Below are 19491 nucleotides of genomic sequence, written 5' to 3' on the forward strand. Positions count from 1 at the left end.
AATCCCCATGTTGCATATCTTCTGTCCTCACTGCGGCGAACTGCGCTCCGAAGAGGAATTCCATGCATCCGGCCAGGCGCACATCCCGCGCCCACTGGATCCGAACAGCTGCACCGACGAGGAGTGGGGCGACTACATGTTCTTCCGCGATAACCCGCGCGGTCTGCACCACGAGCTGTGGGATCACGTCGCCGGTTGCCGTCAGTACTTCAACGTCACCCGCGACACCGTGACCTACGAGATTCTCGAAACCTACAAGATCGGCACCAAGCCACAATTCACCGACAAGACCGATAGCCCGAAAGCGGCCAGCACGGCTCTGGGAGAGAAGGTATGAGCCAGATCAATCGCCTGTCCAATGGCGGACGGATCGACCGCAACAAAGTCTTGACCTTCACCTTCAACGGCCAGAACTACAAAGGCTTTGAAGGCGATTCCCTGGCCGCTGCATTGCTGGCCAACGGCGTCGATATCATCGGTCGCAGCTTCAAGTATTCCCGTCCGCGCGGCATCTTCGCCGCCGGTGCCGAAGAGCCGAACGCGGTACTGCAGATCGGTGCCACCGAAGCCACGCAGATCCCGAACGTGCGTGCCACGCAACAGGCGCTGTATCAGGGCCTGGTCGCCACCAGCACCAACGGCTGGCCGAGCGTGAACAACGACATGATGGGGATTCTCGGCAAGGTCGGCGGCAAGCTGATGCCACCGGGCTTCTACTACAAAACCTTCATGTACCCGCAATCGTTCTGGATGACCTACGAGAAGTACATTCGTAAGGCCGCCGGTCTTGGTCGCTCGCCGACCGAAAACGATCCGGACACCTACGACTACATGAACCAGCACTGCGACGTGCTGATCGTCGGTGCCGGCCCTGCTGGCCTGGCGGCTGCACTGGCGGCTGCGCGCAGCGGTGCCCGGGTAATCCTCGCCGATGAACAGGAAGAGTTCGGCGGCAGCCTGCTCGATTCCCGCGAAAGCCTCGACGGCAAGCCTGCGATGGAGTGGGTGGCCAGCGTCATCGACGAGCTGAAGAACACCCCGGACGTGCTGCTGTTGCCGCGCGCCACCGTCAACGGCTACCACGACCACAACTTCCTGACCATTCACGAGCGCCTGACCGATCACCTCGGCGACCGCGCACCGATTGGCCAGGTGCGTCAGCGCATTCACCGGGTCCGCGCCAATCGCGTGGTACTGGCAACCGGCGCTCACGAGCGTCCATTGGTCTACGGCAACAACGACGTGCCGGGCAACATGCTCGCCGGCGCCATCTCGACCTACGTGCGTCGTTACGGCGTGGCACCGGGCAAGAAGCTGGTGCTGTCGACCAACAACGACCACGCCTACCGCGTTGCCCTGGATTGGCTCGATGCCAGCCTGCAAGTGGTGGCCATCGCCGACGCCCGCAGCAATCCGCGTGGTGCGCTGGTGGAAGAAGCCCGCGCCAAAGGCATCCGCATCCTCACCGGCAGTGCCGTGATCGAGGCTCGTGGCAGCAAGCACGTGACCGCTGCCCGTGTGGCCGCCATCGACGTCAAGGCCCACACCGTGACCAGCCCAGGCGAATGGCTCGACTGCGACGTGGTCGCCAGCTCCGGTGGCTACAGCCCGGTGGTTCACCTGGCTTCGCACCTGGGTGGCAAGCCGATCTGGCGTGAAGACATCCTCGGTTTCGTACCGGGCGAAGCACCGCAGAAACGCGTGTGCGTCGGTGGCATCAACGGCGTCTACGGTCTCGGCGATTCCCTGGCCGACGGTTTTGAAGGTGGCGTTCGCGCTGCTGCCGAAGCTGGCTTCCAGTCGGTTGAAGGTGTGTTGCCAAAAGCCTTGAGCCGTCTCGAAGAGCCGACCCTGGCGCTGTTCCAGGTGCCCCATGAAAAGAACACCGCACGGGCGCCGAAGCAATTCGTCGACCTGCAAAACGACGTCACCGCCGCCGCCATCGAACTGGCGACCCGCGAGGGCTTCGAGTCGGTCGAGCACGTCAAGCGCTACACCGCACTGGGCTTCGGCACCGATCAGGGCAAGCTCGGCAACGTCAACGGCCTGGCCATCGCTGCCCGCTCGCTGAACGTGACCATCCCGCAGATGGGCACCACCATGTTCCGTCCGAACTACACGCCGGTGACTTTCGGTGCCGTGGCCGGTCGTCACTGTGGGCACATCTTCGAGCCGGTGCGTTACACCGCACTGCATCAATGGCACCTGAAAAACGGCGCCGAGTTCGAAGACGTCGGCCAGTGGAAGCGTCCTTGGTACTTCCCGAAATCCGGTGAAGATCTGCATGCCGCGGTGAAGCGCGAATGCAAAGCCGTGCGCGACAGCGTCGGCCTGCTCGATGCTTCGACCCTGGGCAAGATCGACATCCAGGGCCCGGATGCGCGTGAGTTCCTCAACCGCGTCTACACCAACGCCTGGACCAAGCTCGATGTGGGCAAGGCTCGTTACGGCCTGATGTGCAAAGAAGACGGCATGGTCTTCGACGACGGCGTGACGGCTTGCCTGGCCGACAACCATTTCGTCATGACCACCACCACCGGCGGCGCGGCTCGTGTGCTGCAGTGGCTGGAGCTGTACCACCAGACCGAATGGCCGGACATGAAGGTGTACTTCACCTCCGTCACCGACCACTGGGCGACCATGACCCTGTCCGGGCCGAACAGCCGCAAGCTGCTTGCTGAAGTCACCGACATCGACCTGAGCAGCGAAGCCTTCCCGTTCATGACCTGGAAAGAAGGTCTGGTCGGTGGTGTGCCGGCGCGGGTGTTCCGGATTTCGTTTACCGGCGAACTGTCGTACGAAGTCAACGTGCAAGCCGACTACGCCATGGGCGTGCTGGAAAAAATCGTCGACGCCGGCAAGAAGTACAACCTGACGCCGTACGGCACCGAAACCATGCACGTGCTGCGGGCCGAGAAGGGCTTCATCATCGTCGGTCAGGACACTGACAGCTCGATGACCCCGGACGACCTGAACATGGGCTGGTGTGTCGGTCGCACCAAACCGTTCTCGTGGATCGGCTGGCGTGGCATGAACCGTGAAGACTGCGTGCGTGATCAGCGCAAGCAACTGGTTGGCCTGAAACCGATCGATCCGACCAAATGGCTGCCGGAAGGTGCGCAACTGGTGTTCAACACCAAGCAAGCCATCCCGATGACCATGGTGGGTCACGTGACTTCCAGTTACCTGCACAACTCCCTGGGCTATTCGTTCGCCATGGGCGTGGTCAAGGGCGGGTTGCAGCGGATGGGCGAGCGAGTGTTCGCACCGCTGGCCGACGGCAGCGTGATCGAGGCGGAAATCGTTTCTTCGGTGTTCTTTGATCCGAAGGGCGAACGCCAGAACGTTTAAGGCTCGGGTCCTGTGGGGTGCCGGCTGCCGCCTTCGCGAGCAGGCTCGCTCCCACAGGAGATCGCGTACCCCTTGTGGGAGCGAGCCTGCTCGCGAAAGCGGCAGAACAGTCTCCACAGGGCTAACAGAATTCAGGAAAGGTGCTTTATGACCGCAGCCAATGTTTACCAACAACGCCCAACCTCCGGGGCCAAGGCCGAGTCGTCGCTGCATCACGCCGACCTCGCCAGCCTGGTGGGCAAGGGCCGCAAGAATGCCGGTGTGACCGTGCGTGAAAAGAAACTCCTCGGTCACCTGACCATCCGTGGTGATGGCCACGACGCCGCATTTGCCGCAGGCGTGCACAAGGCCCTGGGCATCGAGCTGCCGGGCGCGCTGAGCGTGATCGTCAAAGGCGAAACCAGTCTGCAATGGATGGGGCCGGATGAGTGGCTGCTGATCGTGCCGACCGGTGAAGAACTTGCCGCCGAGCAAAAACTGCGCGCAGCACTGGGCGATTTGCACATTGCTATCGTCAACGTCAGCGGCGGCCAGCAACTCCTCGAACTGAGCGGCCCGAACGTGCGCCAGGTACTGATGAAGTCCACCAGCTACGACGTGCACCCGAACAACTTCCCGGTGGGCAAAGCCGTCGGCACGGTGTTCGCCAAGTCGCAACTGATGATCCGTCACACCGCCGAAGACACCTGGGAACTGCTGATTCGTCGCAGCTTCTCGGATTACTGGTGGCTGTGGTTGCAGGATGCTTCTGCCGAATTCGGCCTCAGCGTTCAGGCTTGATCACCACCGTCACTGTAGGAGCGAGCTCGCTCGCGATGGACTTCAAGGCAACGCGTTGAATCAGAAAGTACGCGTCATCGTTGGCCTCCATCGCGAGCAGGGCTCGCTCCTACAGTAGGCATCCACCGAATTCTCAGGAGTCACCGCACCATGAGCCGCGCCCCAGACACATGGATTCTGACCGCCGACTGCCCCAGCGTTCTCGGCACCGTGGACGCGGTGACCCGCTTTCTGTTCGAGCAGGGCTGCTACGTCACCGAGCACCATTCCTTCGATGACCGACTCTCGGGCCGTTTCTTCATTCGTGTGGAATTCCGCCAGCCTGACGGTTTCGACGAGCAGTCCTTCCGCGCGGGCCTCGCCGAGCGCGGTGAAGCCTTCGGCATGATCTTCGAACTGACCGCGCCGAACTACAGGCCGAAAGTGGTGATCATGGTTTCCAAGGCCGATCACTGCCTCAACGATTTGCTCTATCGCCAGCGCATCGGCCAGTTGTCGATGGATGTGGCCGCCGTGGTCTCCAACCACCCGGACCTCAAGCCACTGGCTGACTGGCACCAGATTCCGTACTACCACTTCCCGCTGGATCCGAACGACAAGCCGTCCCAGGAACGTCAGGTCTGGCAGGTCATTGAAGAGTCCGGTGCGGAACTAGTGATCCTTGCGCGCTACATGCAAGTGCTGTCGCCGGAGCTGTGCCGCAAGCTCGATGGCAAGGCGATCAACATCCACCACTCCCTGCTGCCCGGTTTCAAGGGCGCCAAGCCCTACCACCAGGCCTACAACAAGGGTGTGAAGCTGGTGGGCGCCACAGCGCATTACATCAACAACGACCTGGATGAAGGCCCGATCATTGCCCAGGGCGTCGAGGCGGTGGACCACAGCCATTATCCGGAAGACCTGATCGCCAAGGGGCGGGATATCGAGGGGCTGACACTGGCGCGGGCCGTCGGGTATCACATTGAGAGAAGGGTGTTTTTGAACGCCAATCGTACGGTCGTTCTTTAAATCGCCATCGCGAGCAAGCTCGCTCCCACAGTGGACTGCGGTCATATGTGGGAGCGGGCTTGCCCGCGAAGAGGCCCTCACAAGCAACACAAGAAACAGCATCTGTACCCGAGCATTTAACGCGCTGCCTGCCTTGGCAGCGTGGTTCCATAAAAACAACAGCGAGGTGAAAGCATGTCTGGCAATCGTGGTGTGGTGTATCTCGGCGCTGGCAAGGTCGAAGTGCAGAGTATTGATTATCCGAAAATGCAGGACCCGCGTGGCAGGAAAATTAACCACGCCGTCATCCTGCGCGTGGTTTCCACCAATATCTGTGGTTCCGACCAGCACATGGTGCGCGGCCGTACCACCGCTCAAACCGGTCTGGTCCTGGGTCACGAGATCACCGGTGAAGTGATCGAGAAGGGCAGCGACGTCGAGAACCTGAATATCGGCGACCTGGTGTCCGTACCGTTCAACGTGGCTTGCGGGCGCTGCCGTTCCTGCAAAGAAATGCACACAGGCGTCTGCCTGAGCGTCAACCCGGCGCGTCCGGGCGGTGCTTATGGTTACGTCGACATGGGCGACTGGACCGGTGGCCAGGCCGAATACGCCATGGTGCCGTACGCCGACTTCAACCTGCTGAAACTGCCGGATCGCGACCGGGCGATGGAAAAAATCCGCGACCTGACCTGCCTCTCCGACATCCTGCCGACCGGCTATCACGGCGCCGTGACCGCTGGTGTCGGCCCGGGCAGCACCGTATACATCGCCGGTGCCGGTCCGGTCGGCCTCGCGGCGGCTGCTTCGGCCCGTCTGTTGGGCGCGGCGGTGGTGATCATCGGTGACGTCAACACCGTGCGCCTGGCCCACGCCAAGGCTCAGGGCTTCGAGATCGCCGACTTGTCCCTGGACACGCCGCTGCACGAACAGATCGCTGCACTGCTGGGCGAGCCGGAAGTGGATTGCGCCATCGACGCCGTTGGTTTCGAAGCGCGTGGCCATGGCCATGACGGCGTGAAACACGAAGCCCCGGCCACCGTGCTCAACTCGCTGATGGGCGTGGTGCGTGTGGCAGGCAAGATCGGCATCCCCGGCCTCTACGTGACCGAAGACCCGGGCGCTGTCGACGCTGCCGCGAAAATGGGCAGCCTGAGCATCCGCTTCGGCCTGGGCTGGGCCAAATCCCACAGCTTCCACACCGGCCAGACCCCGGTGATGAAGTACAACCGCGCGCTGATGCAGGCAATCATGTGGGACCGCATCAACATCGCCGAAGTGGTGGGCGTTCAGGTGATCAGCCTGGATCAGGCTCCGCAGGGTTATGGCGAGTTCGATGCGGGCGTGCCGAAGAAGTTTGTGATTGATCCGCATAAGATGTTTAGTGCGGCGTAAGTCTTTGCGAAATACAAAACGGCGACCTTCGGGTCGCCGTTTTTGCTTGGATATCTTTTTCAAACGTCTGCCAAGGTTCCTGATTCAATACCGGCCCCGCCAGCTGCTCGGTCGTGCCATTCATCGCGTGGCATCCAGGAATTCACGTTTCTTATACGTGAGCGGGGTGAAAATGGATGCGCGGCACGGAACATGATTGAGGATGCCCGGTCAAATCGGCAGCTTTGCGCCTGTAAGCCGGGCGTTTTTCATGAAACAAGAGGATGTCTGAATGAAGATTTCACGCGGTTTTGCACTGGCATCACTCCTGACCCTGACAGCCAGCCCGGTCTTCGCACAGTTCAATCTGGGCGATGCGGTCAATGCCATTGCCGGCATGAAGGGTGGTGACGAGGCCGCGACTGCCGCACCGACACCGCAAACCGCCAACCTGTTGAGCACCCTCAGTGAATTGGACATCACCCCAGAGCAAGCCGTTGGCGGCGCCGGGGCGATGCTGGGGCTGGCGAAGAACCAGTTGAGCTCGACCGACTACTCGGAACTGGCCAAAAGCGTGCCGGGCATCGACATGCTCTCGGGCGGCGGGGAGTTGGGTGCACTGGCCGGCCTGCTCGGCTCCAGCGGCAAAGCTGCAGGGCTGGACAACGCCTTGGGCAACGTCAAGGACACCAACGACCTGAACAACGCCTTCAGCGCCCTGGGCATGGACAGCGGCATGATCGGCCAGTTTGCCCCGGTGCTCCTGCAATACCTCGGTCAGCAGGGCGTCGGCGGTTCGCTGCTGAGCAGCCTGGGCAGCATCTGGGGCGCTGGCACCGGTAGCTGATTCAGCGGCGCCCGGCGCGTAACGCGTCGATGCGCTGGTCCTTCTCGATCCAGAGCTGGTTGACCCAGTTCTGGACCTTCTCGCGAAACGCAGGGTCGTTTTCGTAATCGCCCTGCCACAGCGCCGGGTCGAGTTCGCGAGTCTTGATGTCGATGATGACCCGCGGAACGTTGCCGCTGATCAAGTCCCAGAACCCCGGAATCGTCTGCTGCGGGTAAACCACTGTCACATCGAGAATCGCGTCCAGCTGCTCACCCATCGCCGCCAGCACAAAGGCCACCCCGCCGGCCTTGGGCTTGAGCAGGTGATTGAACGGTGACTGTTGCCCGGCACATTTAGCCGCCGTGAAGCGGGTGCCTTCGAGGTAGTTGACCACCGTCACCGGTTGGCGCTTGAACAATTCACAGGCCTGTCTGGTGATTTCCAGATCCTTGCCGGCCAGTTCCGGGTATTTGGCCAGGAACGCCTTGCTGTAGCGCTTCATGAACGGGTAATCCAGCGCCCACCACGCCAGGCCCAGGAAGGGCACCCAGATCAGCTCTTTCTTGAGGAAGAATTTGAAGAACGGCGTGCGCCGGTTCAGCGTCTGGATCAGCGCCGGGATGTCGACCCAGGATTGATGGTTGCTGATCACCAGATATGAAGTGTCGCGACGCAGATCGTCACCGCCACGGATGTCCCATTGGGTAGGGATGCAGACACGGAAGATCAGCTTGTCGATCTCGGACCAGGTCTCGGCGATCCACATCACCGACCATGAGGCGTAATCGCGAAAACGGCCGGGCAGGATCAGTTTGAGCAGGGCAAACACCATCAACGGTCCGATCAGGATCAGGGTGTTGAGCAGGAGCAGCAGGGTCACGAAACAGCCGGTGAGCAGGCGGCGCATAAGTCACTCGTGGAAGCGGTTGGGCGCGCCATGATAAGCAGCTTCGGGCGACAGGCCAAATCGGTGCTGACGAATGTTTCACTTTTGGGTCGGTAACCTTGTGGGAACGATCAAGCGCACGACGGTCTAAAATCCGACTGCTCACTCTCATGGAAACCCATTACGTGAAATCCCTCCTTGCAGTGCTCTCCCTCATCGCCCTGCCGGTCGTGGCCGCCGAGCCGACCCTCTATGGTCGTTACGAATACATCGCCCTGCCGGAAATCGGCGGCGAAGTGCTAAAGGCCAAGATGGATACCGGCGCGCTGACTGCGTCGCTGTCGGCCAAGGACATCGAGACCTTTACCCGCGACGGTGAAGACTGGGTGCGTTTCCGTCTCGCGACCAAGGATGCGAGCAACAAGGTCTACGAGCATAAAGTCGCGCGGATCAGCAAAATCAAGACCCGTTCTGAAGAGGAAGAGGATGAGGAAACCGCGGCGCCTACCAAGCGCCCGGTGGTCGACCTGGAACTGTGCCTGGGCAACGTCAAGCGCACGGTCGAGGTCAACCTGACTGATCGCAGCAGCTTCAACTATCCGTTGCTGATTGGGGCCAAGGCGTTGCGTGAGTTTGGCGCGGCGGTGAATCCGGCTCGGCGTTTTACGGCGGATAAGCCGGACTGTTGATTCACTTCTCACGAATCACTACAACTAATCAACCGCAAGTGATGTCTTGCCTAGTTGGTAGCGCCACTTGAGCCCGTCCGAATGAGTTCGGTTTTATTATTTGGATCGTCTATTTTACCGATCGATTTTACCCTCGAGTTGGGTGGGAGCACTACATGCGTCAAGGAGGGGGGAGAGGTATCAGGTGGGCGACTTTTTTCAAACCTCTCCTTAGCTTGAGCAATTAGCTCATCTGGTCTTTTACCGGTTTTTTGTATTTCCGTTTTCCAATAACGGTCTTCTCGTTTTTGTACTTTCTCGGCTGACGGTTTACCTTTTCTGAAGTCTTTATCGATTTGTTTAGCTACTTTTTTATCAAACGACGTCTTTGGTTTTTCGATGAAGGCGTAATTTTCCATTTTTTTGGGGATTCTGGTTTTCTTCTTGAGGATATTAATCCGTCTCAGCGCTTTCAAAAGTCCCCAGGCGTGCCCCGTTGGATCTGCCCGATTCACGGGGTCTCCGTCGCAATACCCATACGCATTCAACCCACCCTCCCCAAACGGACTCCAGCTATCCGGGCTATTAAACCGCATCAACACCGGATTGAACTGCCGATATCCGTTACCCAAATGATAATGCCCGGTCAGCGGGTCCGGCCGTTCGCCGTTGAAACCCAGCAGGCTGAGCAAGCCGTTTTCGGCTGGGCGATGACCATAGGGTGTGTAGGCGATGGGTTGTGGTCGATTCTCGTCCAGGGCGTTTATTACCGAGCGCTGATGATCGGTTGCCAGCAGAATCGTTTTGCGAGAGTGCGAAGGCATTGACTGGTCTCCGTGTCAGTACCAAAAAGACGGGCTATCAGAATCAGCTTGTTTTCATCCATTGCCTACTAACAGAACTGCTAGGTACCACAGGCCTCGCCGCCAATTAACACAGCCGGATTGACGCCGATTCCCCCTTGAGTCACCGTTCGCCCACTCAACCACCAGGCTCGGACGCCATGCCTCATATCCTGATTGTCGAAGACGAAGCGGCCATTGCCGACACCCTGGTTTTCGCCCTGCAAGGCGAGGGCTTCACCACCACATGGCTGAGCCTGGGCGCGGCGGCGCTGGAGCATCAGCGCCAGACCCCGGCGGATCTGATCATTCTCGATATCGGCCTGCCGGACATCAGCGGCTTCGAAACCTGCAAGCGACTGCGGCGCTTCAGCGAAGTGCCGGTGATGTTCCTCAGCGCCCGGGATGGCGAAATCGATCGCGTCGTGGGCCTGGAAATCGGCGCCGACGATTACGTGGTCAAACCTTTCAGCCCTCGAGAAGTGGCGGCGCGGGTCCGGGCGATTCTCAAGCGCATGGCGCCCCGCACGGTCAGCGAACCGTCGGCGACGCTGTTTCGCATCGATAGTGAACGTGTGCAAATCAGTTATCGCGGTCAACTGCTGACCCTGACCCGCCATGAATTCCGTCTGCTGCAATGCCTGCTGGAGCAGCCCGAGCGAGTCTTCAGCCGCGAACAGTTGCTCGATGCCCTGGGCGTGGCCGCCGACGCCGGTTACGAGCGCAGCATCGACAGCCACATCAAGAGCGTGCGCGCCAAGTTGCGATTGGTGAAGGCTGACGCCGAACCGATCCAGACCCACCGCGGCCTCGGCTACAGCTACAACCCGGGACAAAGCTGATGCCGCTGGGAATCCGGATTTTCCTGGTCTACGCACTGTTCATCGGCCTGACCGGCTACTTTGTGCTCAACACGGTCATGCAGGAGATCCGCCCCGGCGTGCGCCAGTCCACCGAAGAAACCCTGGTCGATACCGCCAACCTGATGGCCGAGATCCTGCGCGACGACTTCAAGGCCGGCAGCCTCAACCAGAACCGCTGGCCGGAACTGCTCAAGGCCTATGGTGAGCGAAAGCCCGGAGCGAAAATCTGGGGCTTGCCAAAGAATCAGGTCAACCACCGCATCTACGTCACCGACGCCAAGGGCTTCGTCGTGCTGGACTCCAGCGGGACGGCGGTGGGGCAGGATTACTCGCGCTGGAACGACGTCTACCTGACCCTGCGTGGCGAATACGGCGCACGCTCCACGCGCAATGACCCGAACGATCCGGCGTCTTCGGTGATGCACGTCGGCGCGCCGATTCGCGACAACGGCCAGATCATCGGCGTGGTCACTGTGGCCAAGCCCAACAGCTCGTTGCAGCCCTATGTGGATCGCACGGAACGCCGGTTGCTGGCTTACGGCGCCGGGCTGATCGGCCTCGGTCTGCTGTTCGGCGCGTTGTTGTCCTGGTGGCTGAGCCGCGCCCTGCGAAGATTGACGGCGTACGCCCAAGGCGTCAGTGAAGGCCGGCGGGTTGAAGTGCCGCATTATCGCGGCGGTGAGCTGGAGCAATTGGCCACGGCAGTGGAGCAGATGCGCACGCAGCTTGAAGGCAAGGCCTACGTCGAACGTTACGTGCACACCTTGACCCATGAGCTGAAGAGTCCATTGGCGGCGATTCGTGGCGCGGCGGAACTGTTGCAGGGCGATATGCCTCTGGCACAGCGGCAACGTTTCGTCGGCAATATCGACAGTGAAAGTGCGCGCATGCAGCAGCTGATCGAGCGGCTTTTGAACCTGGCGCAGGTCGAGCAACGCCAAGGGCTGGAGCAGCGGGTGGCGGTGCCATTGGCGGCTTTGGTGGATGGCCTGCTGAACGCGCAATCTGCGCGAATCGAAGGTAAACAGTTGCGCGTAGAGCAAACGGTTCCATCGGACCTGGCGCTGATCGGCGAGCCATTTCTGCTGCGTCAGGCGTTGGGTAATCTGCTGGACAATGCGCTGGATTTCACCCCTGTTGAAGGTGTGCTGCGATTCAGCGCCGAACGGACAGGCGAGCAAGTCGGGTTCAAGCTTTTCAATCAGGCAGAGCCGATTCCCGACTACGCGCTGCCGCGTTTGAGCGAGCGTTTTTACTCGTTGCCGCGTCCCGACAGTGGGCGCAAAAGCACCGGGCTCGGGCTCAATTTTGTCGAGGAAGTGGTCAAACTGCATGGCGGTACGATGAGTATTGGTAATGTCGACGGCGGTGTGGAGGTGAAGTTACACCTGCCTTAAGACCGAGTTACGGCCAATCGCGAGCAGGCTGAATCTCCACACAATCTCCACATTCCCCCCATGGCCCCACCACATACCGAATCCAGACTCTCCCCATCCAATACAGGGAGAGTCCCATGAACCGTAGCCTGACCCTAAAACTCGGGGCAATTGCCCTGTTGATTCTGTTGTTGCTGATTCCACTGCTGATGATCAACGGCGTGATCCAGGAGCGCCAGCAACTGCGCGACGGTGTGCTCGAGGACATTGCCCGCAGCTCCAGTTACAGCCAGCAATTGAGCGGCCCGCTGATGGTGGTGCCGTATCGTAAAGTCGTGCGCACCTGGAAGACCCACGAAAAAACCAACGAGCGTTATCAGGAGATCGGTGAAGAGCGCGGTCGTTTGTATTTTCTGCCGGAGCGCTTCGAACTCGACGCAGACGTTCAGACCGAACTGCGTTCCCGAGGTATTTACCAGGCGCGGTTGTTTCATGCAGAGAACCGCATCAGCGGCCACTTTTCCCTGCCGGTTCAACTGGGCATCAAGGAAGATTTTGCCGATTACCAGTTCGACCAGCCGTTCCTCGCTGTTGGCATCAGCGACATTCGTGGTATCGAAAACGCTTTGAAGCTTGAACTCAACGGCCAAAACCTGGACTTCATTCCGGGCAGCCAAGTGAGCTGGCTGGGTGAAGGCGTCCACGTGACCCTGCCGGCGTTGGAGACAAAGCAGGCCACGGAGTTGGCCTTCGGTTTTGACCTGAAGCTGCAAGGCACCGGCCAGTTACAAATCCTGCCGGTGGGCAAGACCAGCAAAGTTTCGCTGAGTGCCAACTGGCCGCATCCAAGCTTCATCGGCAACTACCTGCCTGCCCAGCGCGAGATCACCGATCAGGGCTTTACCGCCCATTGGCAGACCTCGTTTTTCTCCACCAACCTGCAAGAAGCCTTGAACAGTTGCGTGTCCCGCGGTGGCTGTGAGGCGTTGTTCGGTCGCAGCTTCGGCGTGAGCTTCATCGAACCCGTGGACCAGTACCTGAAAAGCGACCGGGCGATCAAATATGCGCTGCTGTTCATCGTCCTGACCTTTGCCGGTTTCTTCCTGTTCGAAGTGCTGAAAAGCCTAGCGGTGCACCCTGTGCAATACGCACTGGTGGGCGTGGCGTTGGCGTTCTTCTACCTGTTGTTGCTGTCGTTGTCCGAGCACATCGGCTTTGCTCTGGCGTACCTGTTGTCCGCCAGCGGTTGTGTGTTGTTGATCGGGTTCTACGTTTGCCACGTGTTGCGCAGCGTGCGCCACGGGTTGAGTTTTTCTGTGGGATTGGCGGCGTTGTATGGGCTGCTCTACGGGCTGTTGAGTGCAGAGGATTACGCGCTGTTGATGGGCTCGCTGCTGCTGTTCGGCTTGCTGGGCGTGTTTATGGTGCTGACGCGCAAGCTGGATTGGTATGGGGTTGGGCAGAAAGCAGTGAAGCCGGTGGCGTTTGACATGGGAGAAGTGGAGTGAGCCGGTCGGTGGGGTTGCGCGAGGATCAGCGAGAGGGGAGGTTGTTGGCGATGCGGATCGCGAAGTTGTTTTCCGCTTGGCAGCTAGTCAAAAAAAGTTAGGGCATAGTGCGAGGCATAGGGACGGATTTACTTAAATAAATCCGTCCACATTTTTCTGTACAGCCGCTCTGGCGGTCCAGCGGATCGTATTGATAGCGGCACAGCAGGTTTGATGGCGTGAGACGGGCATAGGTTGAGCTCCGTGCAAGGTCCGGGTAGCCGGACCTTGCACGGAGCTTTTTCAGGTTTTGCCCACTATCAGAACTGCTAGTAATCGCATACCAGACAGGACCTCTGACTCATTGTCTACTGATCTGCTCGAGCCCTACGAACTCATAGGGTTCTGGAGCAGTATGGCCATCATAATCCTGACTTGTAATAAAAGCGTCTGGGGTCTCCGGAACCTCTACTATTTTCTATTTCAAGACGAAATTCGTTAAGTTGACGAATTTTTCGGGCCACTATTGGATGGTGGATTTCTCGTAGGTCCCTTTCGCTCAGTGGAGATTTTGAACCATTGAGGTGCTCGCGTATCCTTTTGATGTAGTTAAAAGTATCAGGGTCATCTGTGCCTAAAGTTTTATTTGGTGTGATTGAGGTTAAGCCCTCTCCTGATATGGCGCGGCGTTTTGAATTAATACTGGTCTGGGTGATGAAAGAAAAATTATCGTATTCCACTTTTCTGAATAGAGTTAAGACGTTTGATTTTTCTTGGTAAATCAAGCTGGCAGTTTGTTTTGGTCGCCCGAGAGCTACCCTGCTTCCCAACGCTTTTTTATCCGCATAAAACACTGATGGAGTTTCCCATATTGAATTAGCGTTAAAAGAGTTGGCTAATTTAAGTTTTGCTGAGGATCTGAGCCCTAACTGACGCCCTAGTGCCTTAAAAACCCCCCATGCATGTCCATTTTGATCAACTCTTGAAATTGGCTCTCCTTCACAATAACCATACGCGTTCAACCCCCCGTCCCCAAACGGACTCCAGCTGTCCGGACTGTTAAACCGCATCAACACCGGATTGAACTGCCGATACCCATTGCCCAAATGATAATGCCCGGTCACCGGGTCTGGCCGCTCGCCGTTAAACCCGAGCAGGCTGAGCAAGCCATTTTCTGCCGGGCGATGGCCATAAGGTGTGTAGGCAAGGGAACAAGAGCGAGCGGCGTCGAGGGCGTTCAATACCGAGTTCTTTTGGTCGGTCGCCAGCAAGACTGTTTTTCGTAAATGCATAGGCATTGGCTGAGCTCCGAGTCCGGTCCTTAAAGTCGGACTCTCAGCATCGGCGCTTTTTCAGTTTTTGCCCACTATCAGAACTGATAGGGCGTTGGCATCTGCAGGCTAAACCTTCGGCATCGTCGCAATCATCGAAGGCCGCTGGCTCACCTCGAAATACCACGCCGCAAGTTGCGGATTCGCTGTGCGCCAGTCCAGATCCGGATGGCGCAGGTCCAGGTAACCCAATGCACAGGCCACACTGATCGCCGCTACGTCGAAGTGGCAGGTCAATTCGGCAATCGCGTCCTTTTCCAGCAAGGCCAGGGCGCGACGAATCTTTTCGCGCTGGCCGTCGAGCCATTCGTCCCAGTGTTTCTCCGGGGTACGCAGGGCGACTTCGTAGCGAACCAGCACGGCCGCGTCCATGATCCCGTCGGCCAGTGAAGCGAGGGTCAGGCGCCGCCAGCGGGCCGAGCCTTCGCGGGGGATCAGCGGGTTACCGACGTGCTGGTGGTCGAGGTAGTCGAGGATGACCCGGCTGTCATGGATGACATTGCCATCGGCCAGGCGCAGGGCCGGGATTTTGCTCAGGGGGTTGTCGTCGATCAGGGTCAGGTCCGGGTTGACCGGGGTGAGCACGCTGGTCTGTAACGCCACGCGGTTCTGTTGTCCGGTTTCGTGCAGCAGCACCATGACTTTGCGAACGAAGGGGGAAAGCGGGTTGTGGTACAGGGTCATGCTCGGGGCGGACATGGCAGCGTCTCGGTCGGTGGCAGTGTCGGGCAGCATAGCGCGTTGGTCTGATTGCTCAAGCATCATGGCTTGACCCCTTGTGGGAGCGAGCTTGCTCGCGATGGTCGTCAACGATGACGTTGGAAGACTGACACCCCGGGGAGTTCTCGGGTGCATCGCGAGCAAGCTCGCTCCTACAGGGGGGATGTCGCTTCAGCGGCGTTGCAGGAGGCCCCGCAGGGCAACAGCGGCGGGGATGCCCAAGCCTAGCCAGCTCAGAGAATCCCACACACCATCCCCGAGCAACGCGGCAAACAACCCTGCCGCGCTGAACAAGGCGATGACGATTGGAGTGCTAAACACTTTCCAGAAGTTCGACTGCCGGGGCTTCATGCCACGCTCTCCGATTTTTCCAGCACAGGCCTGGCAGCCTTGCGCCGCACCACCCACAGGTAGACCCCGCTGCCGAGCACGATGATGGTCAGCACATCGAGGGTCGCCCAGAGTATCTGCATCGGCATGCCGCCGTAGTCACCGAAGTGCAGCGGTTGTGACATGCCCATGACGTCCATGTACCACGGGCGTTCGACCACTGCGGTGACTTGCAGGGTGCTGGCATCGATCAGCACCGGCGTCAGCAGGTGCGAGGTCAGGTGCGTGCTGCCCTTCATGAACACTGCGTAATGATGCTCACTGGAAAAGCGTGTGCCGGGGAAGGCGATGAAGTCCGGCTGCATGCCCGGTGCGACTTCCTTGGCGATGTCGAGCAAACGGTTGGCCGGCGCCAGTTGAGTCAGCGGGGGTGCATCGCGATACGGCGCGATCATCGCGGCCAGTGTGTCGTTGCGCCATGCGGCAATCAGTAGGTCTGCGCAGGCACTGACGACGCCGGTTACGCCGACCACCAGCGCCCAGGTCAACGTCACGACGCCGATCAGGTTATGCAGGTCGAGCCAGCGCAGGCGAGTGGATTTGTCCTGGCGCACGGTGGCGAATTTCAAGCGGCGCATGAACGGCAAGTACAGCACCGTGCCGGAAACGATCGCTGCCACGAAGACAATTCCCATGAATGCCAGCAGCAACTTGCCCGGCAAGCCGGCGAACATGTCCACGTGCAGGCGCAACATGACCATAATGAAGCCGCCGTTGGCCGATGGCGTTTCCAGCGCTTCGCCAGTACGGGCGTCGAGCATGAAGGTGTGGGACGAGTTCGGCTCGGTGCCTGCGGTCGCGGCCATGATGGTCAGCACTGCATTGGGCTCATCGTCCTCGAAGCCGAAGTACTGCATGACTTCACCGGGACGATGTTTCTCGGCCGCGTCCACCAACTGCTGCAAATTCAGGTGTGGGGTGTCCGCCGACATTACCTTCACTTCAGGCGCATCGCCCAGCAAGTGGTCGATCTCGTGGTGAAAGATCAACGGCAGGCCGGTCAGTGCCAGCATCAGCAGAAACGCTGTGCAGATCAGGCTGGACCAGGTGTGGACGAAGGACCAGCGGCGAATTGTTTTACTTTTCATTTCATAGCCTTCAGAAAAACCAAAGCCGCCCACGAAGGACGGCCTGGTCATTGGGCGTGTCAGCTCAAAGCGTTACCACTTGTAGGTTGCACTTGCGACGACACTGCGCTGGTCGCCGTAGTAGCAGTAGTAGCTGTCGCAAGTCGAGATGTAGTCCTTGTCGAGCAGGTTGGTTGCGTTGACGGCCAGCGAAGCGCCTTTGAGGCTGTTGTCCAGGCGACCGAGGTCGTAGTGAACCACTGCGTCGAACACCGTGTAGGCGTCGGCCTTGCCCAGCCAGGTGTTGGCCTGGTCGCCATAGGTATTGCCGGTATAGCGCGCGCCGGCGCCGATGCCGAAGCCATCCAGCACGCCGTTGTGCCAGGTGTAGTCGCCCCACACCGACGCTTGCTGGTTAGGCATCAGTTGCAGGCGATTGCCCTTGTAGATGCCCTCTTGCACTTCGGATTTGGCCAGGGTGTAGGCAGCGGTGACCTTGAGGTTTTCGGTCACGTCGGAAACGGCTTCAAGCTCCAGGCCTTTGACTTTCACTTCGCCGGTCTGGCTGGTGACTGTCACGTTGCCCACGTTGTTGGTGACGGAAACGTTTTTCTGGGTCAGGTCATACACAGCCGCGGTCAGCAGGGTGTTGCTGCCCGGTGGCTGGTACTTGATCCCCAGTTCCCATTGCTTGCCTTCGGTCGGCTTGAACGACTCGGTCGGCGAGGCGACGGCATTGCTGGTCGGCTGGAACGATTCGGCGTAGGACAGGTAAGGCACGAAGCCCGAGTCGAACACGTAGCTGATCGCCGCGTTGCCGCTGAAGTTCTTGTCGCGCTCGGTGTTGGTGGCATCGCCCTTGTTGAAGAACGTGGTACCGGTGTGGACCCAGTCTTCACGACCGCCGAGGGTCAGGCGCCATTGGCCGAGGGCCATCTGGTCCTGGATGTACAGGCCGGTCTGCTGGGTCTTCTGTTCGTAGTCATAGAAGGCTGTGGAGCGTGCCGGACGCTCGATCGGCAAGCCATAGACCGGGTCGTTGACGTTGATGCCCGGCGCGGTGCCGAAGATCGAGAGGTAGTTGGTGGTGTTGCGCTGGTGGTCCAGGCCGATCAGCAAGGTGTGACTGACGTCGCCGGTGACGAAGTCGCCCTGGAAGTTGTTGTCCACGGCGAATTGGGCGATGTCTTCGTCGACATTGGTGGTGCCACGGCCGGTATTGCCTTGATCGTCGACGACAGACCCGTAAGAGGGGCCGTAGCTATTGACGGTCACGGCCTGGAACGACAGCTCCGACTTGGTGTAGCGCAGGTTCTGGCGGAACTGCCAGACATCGTTCAAGCGGTGTTCGAAGGCATAACCCAGTGCGTAGTAGGTGCGGTCGTAGAAGTCGTAGTTCGGGTCACCCAGGTTCTTGTGGTGGGAGATATCGCCGAACGGCATGTCGATCTTGGTGCCCTGGATCGGATAGAACTGACTGGTGATACCGGTATCGTCACGGGTGAACTGCGTGAGCAGAGTGAATTTGGTGTCTTCGTCGATGTTCCAGGTCAGGCTGGGTGCAATGTTGTAGCGCTTGTCATCGATGTGGTCGATGGGGGTGCCGCCGTCGCGCAGGACGCCGCTGAGGCTGTAAAGGAACTGGCCTTCGTCATCGATCTTGCCGGTGCTGGCGAAGTTGATCTGGCGATGATTGTCGCTGCCGTATTGCAGCTGGATCTCGCTGCTGGCTTCAGCGCTTGGGCGACGGCTGACCATGTCCAGCAGGCCGCCCGGCGGGGTCTGGCCGTACACGGAGGAGGCCGGGCCGCGCAGTAGCGCCAGGCGGTCGAGGTTCCAGGTTTCCTGTTTCGGGTTGGAGTACACACCTTTTGGCAGTGGCAGGCCGTCGAGGAATTGAGTCGGCTCGAAACCCCGCACGCGCAACCAGTCGGCGCGGGTGTCGCTGCCGAAGCTGCTGGAGGTGATGCCCGGCAAGTAGCGCACGGCATCGTCGAGGGTGTGTGCGTTGCGGTCGTCCATCTGCTCGCGAGTGACGACCGAAATCGAACGCGGTGCCTCGACCAGCGCGGTGTCGGTCTTGGTGCCGGCGGCGGTGCGCTTGGCCAGGTAGCCCTGTGCCGGGCCCCAGGCGCTTTCAGTGTCTTGCACACCAATCACGCTGGTTACCGGCAGGTCCATCACACCCTCGGGCACGGCCACCAGGCTGTAGGTGCCCGCACTGCTCTGTTCCAGTTGCAGCCCGGTGCCACGCAGGGCTTCGCGCAGGGCGCCGGCTGCGTCGAACTGGCCTTTGACCGGCGCCGAGGTCTTGCCCGCCGCCAGGGATGGATTCAACGACAGGGCCAGACCGGCCTGGCTGGCAATCTGGTTCAGGGTGTTGACCAGTGGAGCGGTCGGCAGGTTGTAGGCGCGGACGCCGGACGCCTGTTCAGCGGCGACCAGTTGGCTGCTGGCCAAAGGGGTGCAAAGGGCAATGGCAACCGCCAGCAAACTGCGGCGTAACAGGGAGTCTAGCGGACGAGGCATACAGCGGCTCC

16 protein-coding genes and 1 pseudogene are annotated in these 19491 nt (G+C 59.7%); 10 read left to right on the forward strand and 7 right to left on the reverse strand.

What is annotated here, in order from left to right; genetic code table 11:
- The first annotated feature begins 7 nt into the window (after window positions 1–7).
- The 6 genes from KGA98_RS10485 to KGA98_RS10510 all read left to right on the forward strand — a co-directional run bounded on the left by KGA98_RS10485 (window position 8) and on the right by KGA98_RS10510 (window position 7339).
- Entirely contained in the window at window positions 8–337 is a 330-nt protein-coding gene (locus KGA98_RS10485) for a sarcosine oxidase subunit delta (protein ID WP_007980417.1), read from the forward strand.
- Window positions 334–3351 (forward strand): sarcosine oxidase subunit alpha, encoded by a 3018-nt coding sequence (locus tag KGA98_RS10490; RefSeq protein ID WP_223502276.1) that lies wholly within the window; start codon window positions 334–336, stop codon window positions 3349–3351. The genes KGA98_RS10485 and KGA98_RS10490 overlap by 4 nt, the downstream gene beginning before the upstream one ends.
- A gap of 147 nt (window positions 3352–3498) precedes the next feature.
- Complete coding sequence (locus KGA98_RS10495; protein WP_150813795.1) at window positions 3499–4131, forward strand: sarcosine oxidase subunit gamma; 633 nt, start codon at window positions 3499–3501, stop codon at window positions 4129–4131.
- A 150-nt stretch (window positions 4132–4281) separates the two neighbouring features.
- Window positions 4282–5139, forward strand: a complete 858-nt coding sequence (gene purU, locus KGA98_RS10500; RefSeq protein WP_007981374.1) for a formyltetrahydrofolate deformylase — start codon at window positions 4282–4284, stop codon at window positions 5137–5139.
- Between the two features lie 174 nt (window positions 5140–5313).
- Entirely contained in the window at window positions 5314–6513 is a 1200-nt protein-coding gene (gene fdhA / locus KGA98_RS10505) for a formaldehyde dehydrogenase, glutathione-independent (RefSeq protein ID WP_223502277.1), read from the forward strand.
- A gap of 271 nt (window positions 6514–6784) precedes the next feature.
- A complete protein-coding gene (locus KGA98_RS10510; RefSeq protein ID WP_223502278.1) occupies window positions 6785–7339 on the forward strand; it encodes a DUF2780 domain-containing protein in 555 nt (184 codons plus the stop codon).
- Between the two features lies 1 nt (window position 7340).
- Here KGA98_RS10510 and KGA98_RS10515 read toward each other — a convergent pair whose 3' ends face one another.
- Window positions 7341–8228, reverse strand: a complete 888-nt coding sequence (locus KGA98_RS10515) for an acyltransferase (protein ID WP_223502279.1) — start codon at window positions 8226–8228, stop codon at window positions 7341–7343.
- A 164-nt stretch (window positions 8229–8392) separates the two neighbouring features.
- Here KGA98_RS10515 and KGA98_RS10520 point away from each other — a divergent pair, with 164 nt between their 5' ends.
- Complete coding sequence (locus tag KGA98_RS10520; RefSeq protein ID WP_223502280.1) at window positions 8393–8896, forward strand: ATP-dependent zinc protease; 504 nt, start codon at window positions 8393–8395, stop codon at window positions 8894–8896.
- A 434-nt stretch (window positions 8897–9330) separates the two neighbouring features.
- On the opposite strand, the pseudogene KGA98_RS10525 reads toward KGA98_RS10520, so the two are convergent.
- Window positions 9331–9678 (reverse strand): annotated as a pseudogene (locus KGA98_RS10525) (RHS repeat-associated core domain-containing protein); the annotation flags it as partial.
- Between the two features lie 200 nt (window positions 9679–9878).
- Here KGA98_RS10525 and creB point away from each other — a divergent pair.
- From creB to creD, 3 genes are all read left to right on the forward strand, one after another.
- Window positions 9879–10559, forward strand: coding sequence for a two-component system response regulator CreB (gene creB / locus KGA98_RS10530; RefSeq protein ID WP_223502281.1), 681 nt, complete (start codon window positions 9879–9881; stop codon window positions 10557–10559).
- Entirely contained in the window at window positions 10559–11977 is a 1419-nt protein-coding gene (creC, locus tag KGA98_RS10535) for a two-component system sensor histidine kinase CreC (protein WP_223502282.1), read from the forward strand. The genes creB and creC overlap by 1 nt, the downstream gene beginning before the upstream one ends.
- A gap of 116 nt (window positions 11978–12093) precedes the next feature.
- A complete protein-coding gene (gene creD, locus KGA98_RS10540; protein WP_223502283.1) occupies window positions 12094–13464 on the forward strand; it encodes a cell envelope integrity protein CreD in 1371 nt (456 codons plus the stop codon).
- A gap of 401 nt (window positions 13465–13865) precedes the next feature.
- Here creD and KGA98_RS10545 read toward each other — a convergent pair whose 3' ends face one another.
- The 5 genes from KGA98_RS10545 to KGA98_RS10565 form a co-directional block, all read right to left on the reverse strand.
- Window positions 13866–14741, reverse strand: a complete 876-nt coding sequence (locus tag KGA98_RS10545) for an RHS repeat-associated core domain-containing protein (protein WP_223502284.1) — start codon at window positions 14739–14741, stop codon at window positions 13866–13868.
- A gap of 102 nt (window positions 14742–14843) precedes the next feature.
- A complete protein-coding gene (locus KGA98_RS10550; RefSeq protein ID WP_223502285.1) occupies window positions 14844–15473 on the reverse strand; it encodes a glutathione S-transferase in 630 nt (209 codons plus the stop codon).
- 192 nt (window positions 15474–15665) lie between these two features.
- Window positions 15666–15845 carry a hypothetical protein gene (locus KGA98_RS10555; RefSeq protein ID WP_085716476.1) on the reverse strand — a complete coding sequence of 60 codons (180 nt, stop codon included), beginning with the start codon at window positions 15843–15845 and terminating at the stop codon, window positions 15666–15668.
- Window positions 15842–16972 carry a PepSY-associated TM helix domain-containing protein gene (locus KGA98_RS10560; RefSeq protein WP_223502286.1) on the reverse strand — a complete coding sequence of 377 codons (1131 nt, stop codon included), beginning with the start codon at window positions 16970–16972 and terminating at the stop codon, window positions 15842–15844. Before KGA98_RS10560 ends, KGA98_RS10555 begins: the two co-directional genes overlap by 4 nt.
- Before the next feature lie 72 nt (window positions 16973–17044).
- Window positions 17045–19480, reverse strand: a complete 2436-nt coding sequence (locus tag KGA98_RS10565) for a TonB-dependent siderophore receptor (protein WP_223502287.1) — start codon at window positions 19478–19480, stop codon at window positions 17045–17047.
- Window positions 19481–19491 lie beyond the last annotated feature (11 nt).

This window comes from Pseudomonas sp. BF-R-24 (genome assembly GCF_019947335.1).
GTDB lineage: Bacteria > Pseudomonadota > Gammaproteobacteria > Pseudomonadales > Pseudomonadaceae > Aquipseudomonas > Aquipseudomonas jessenii.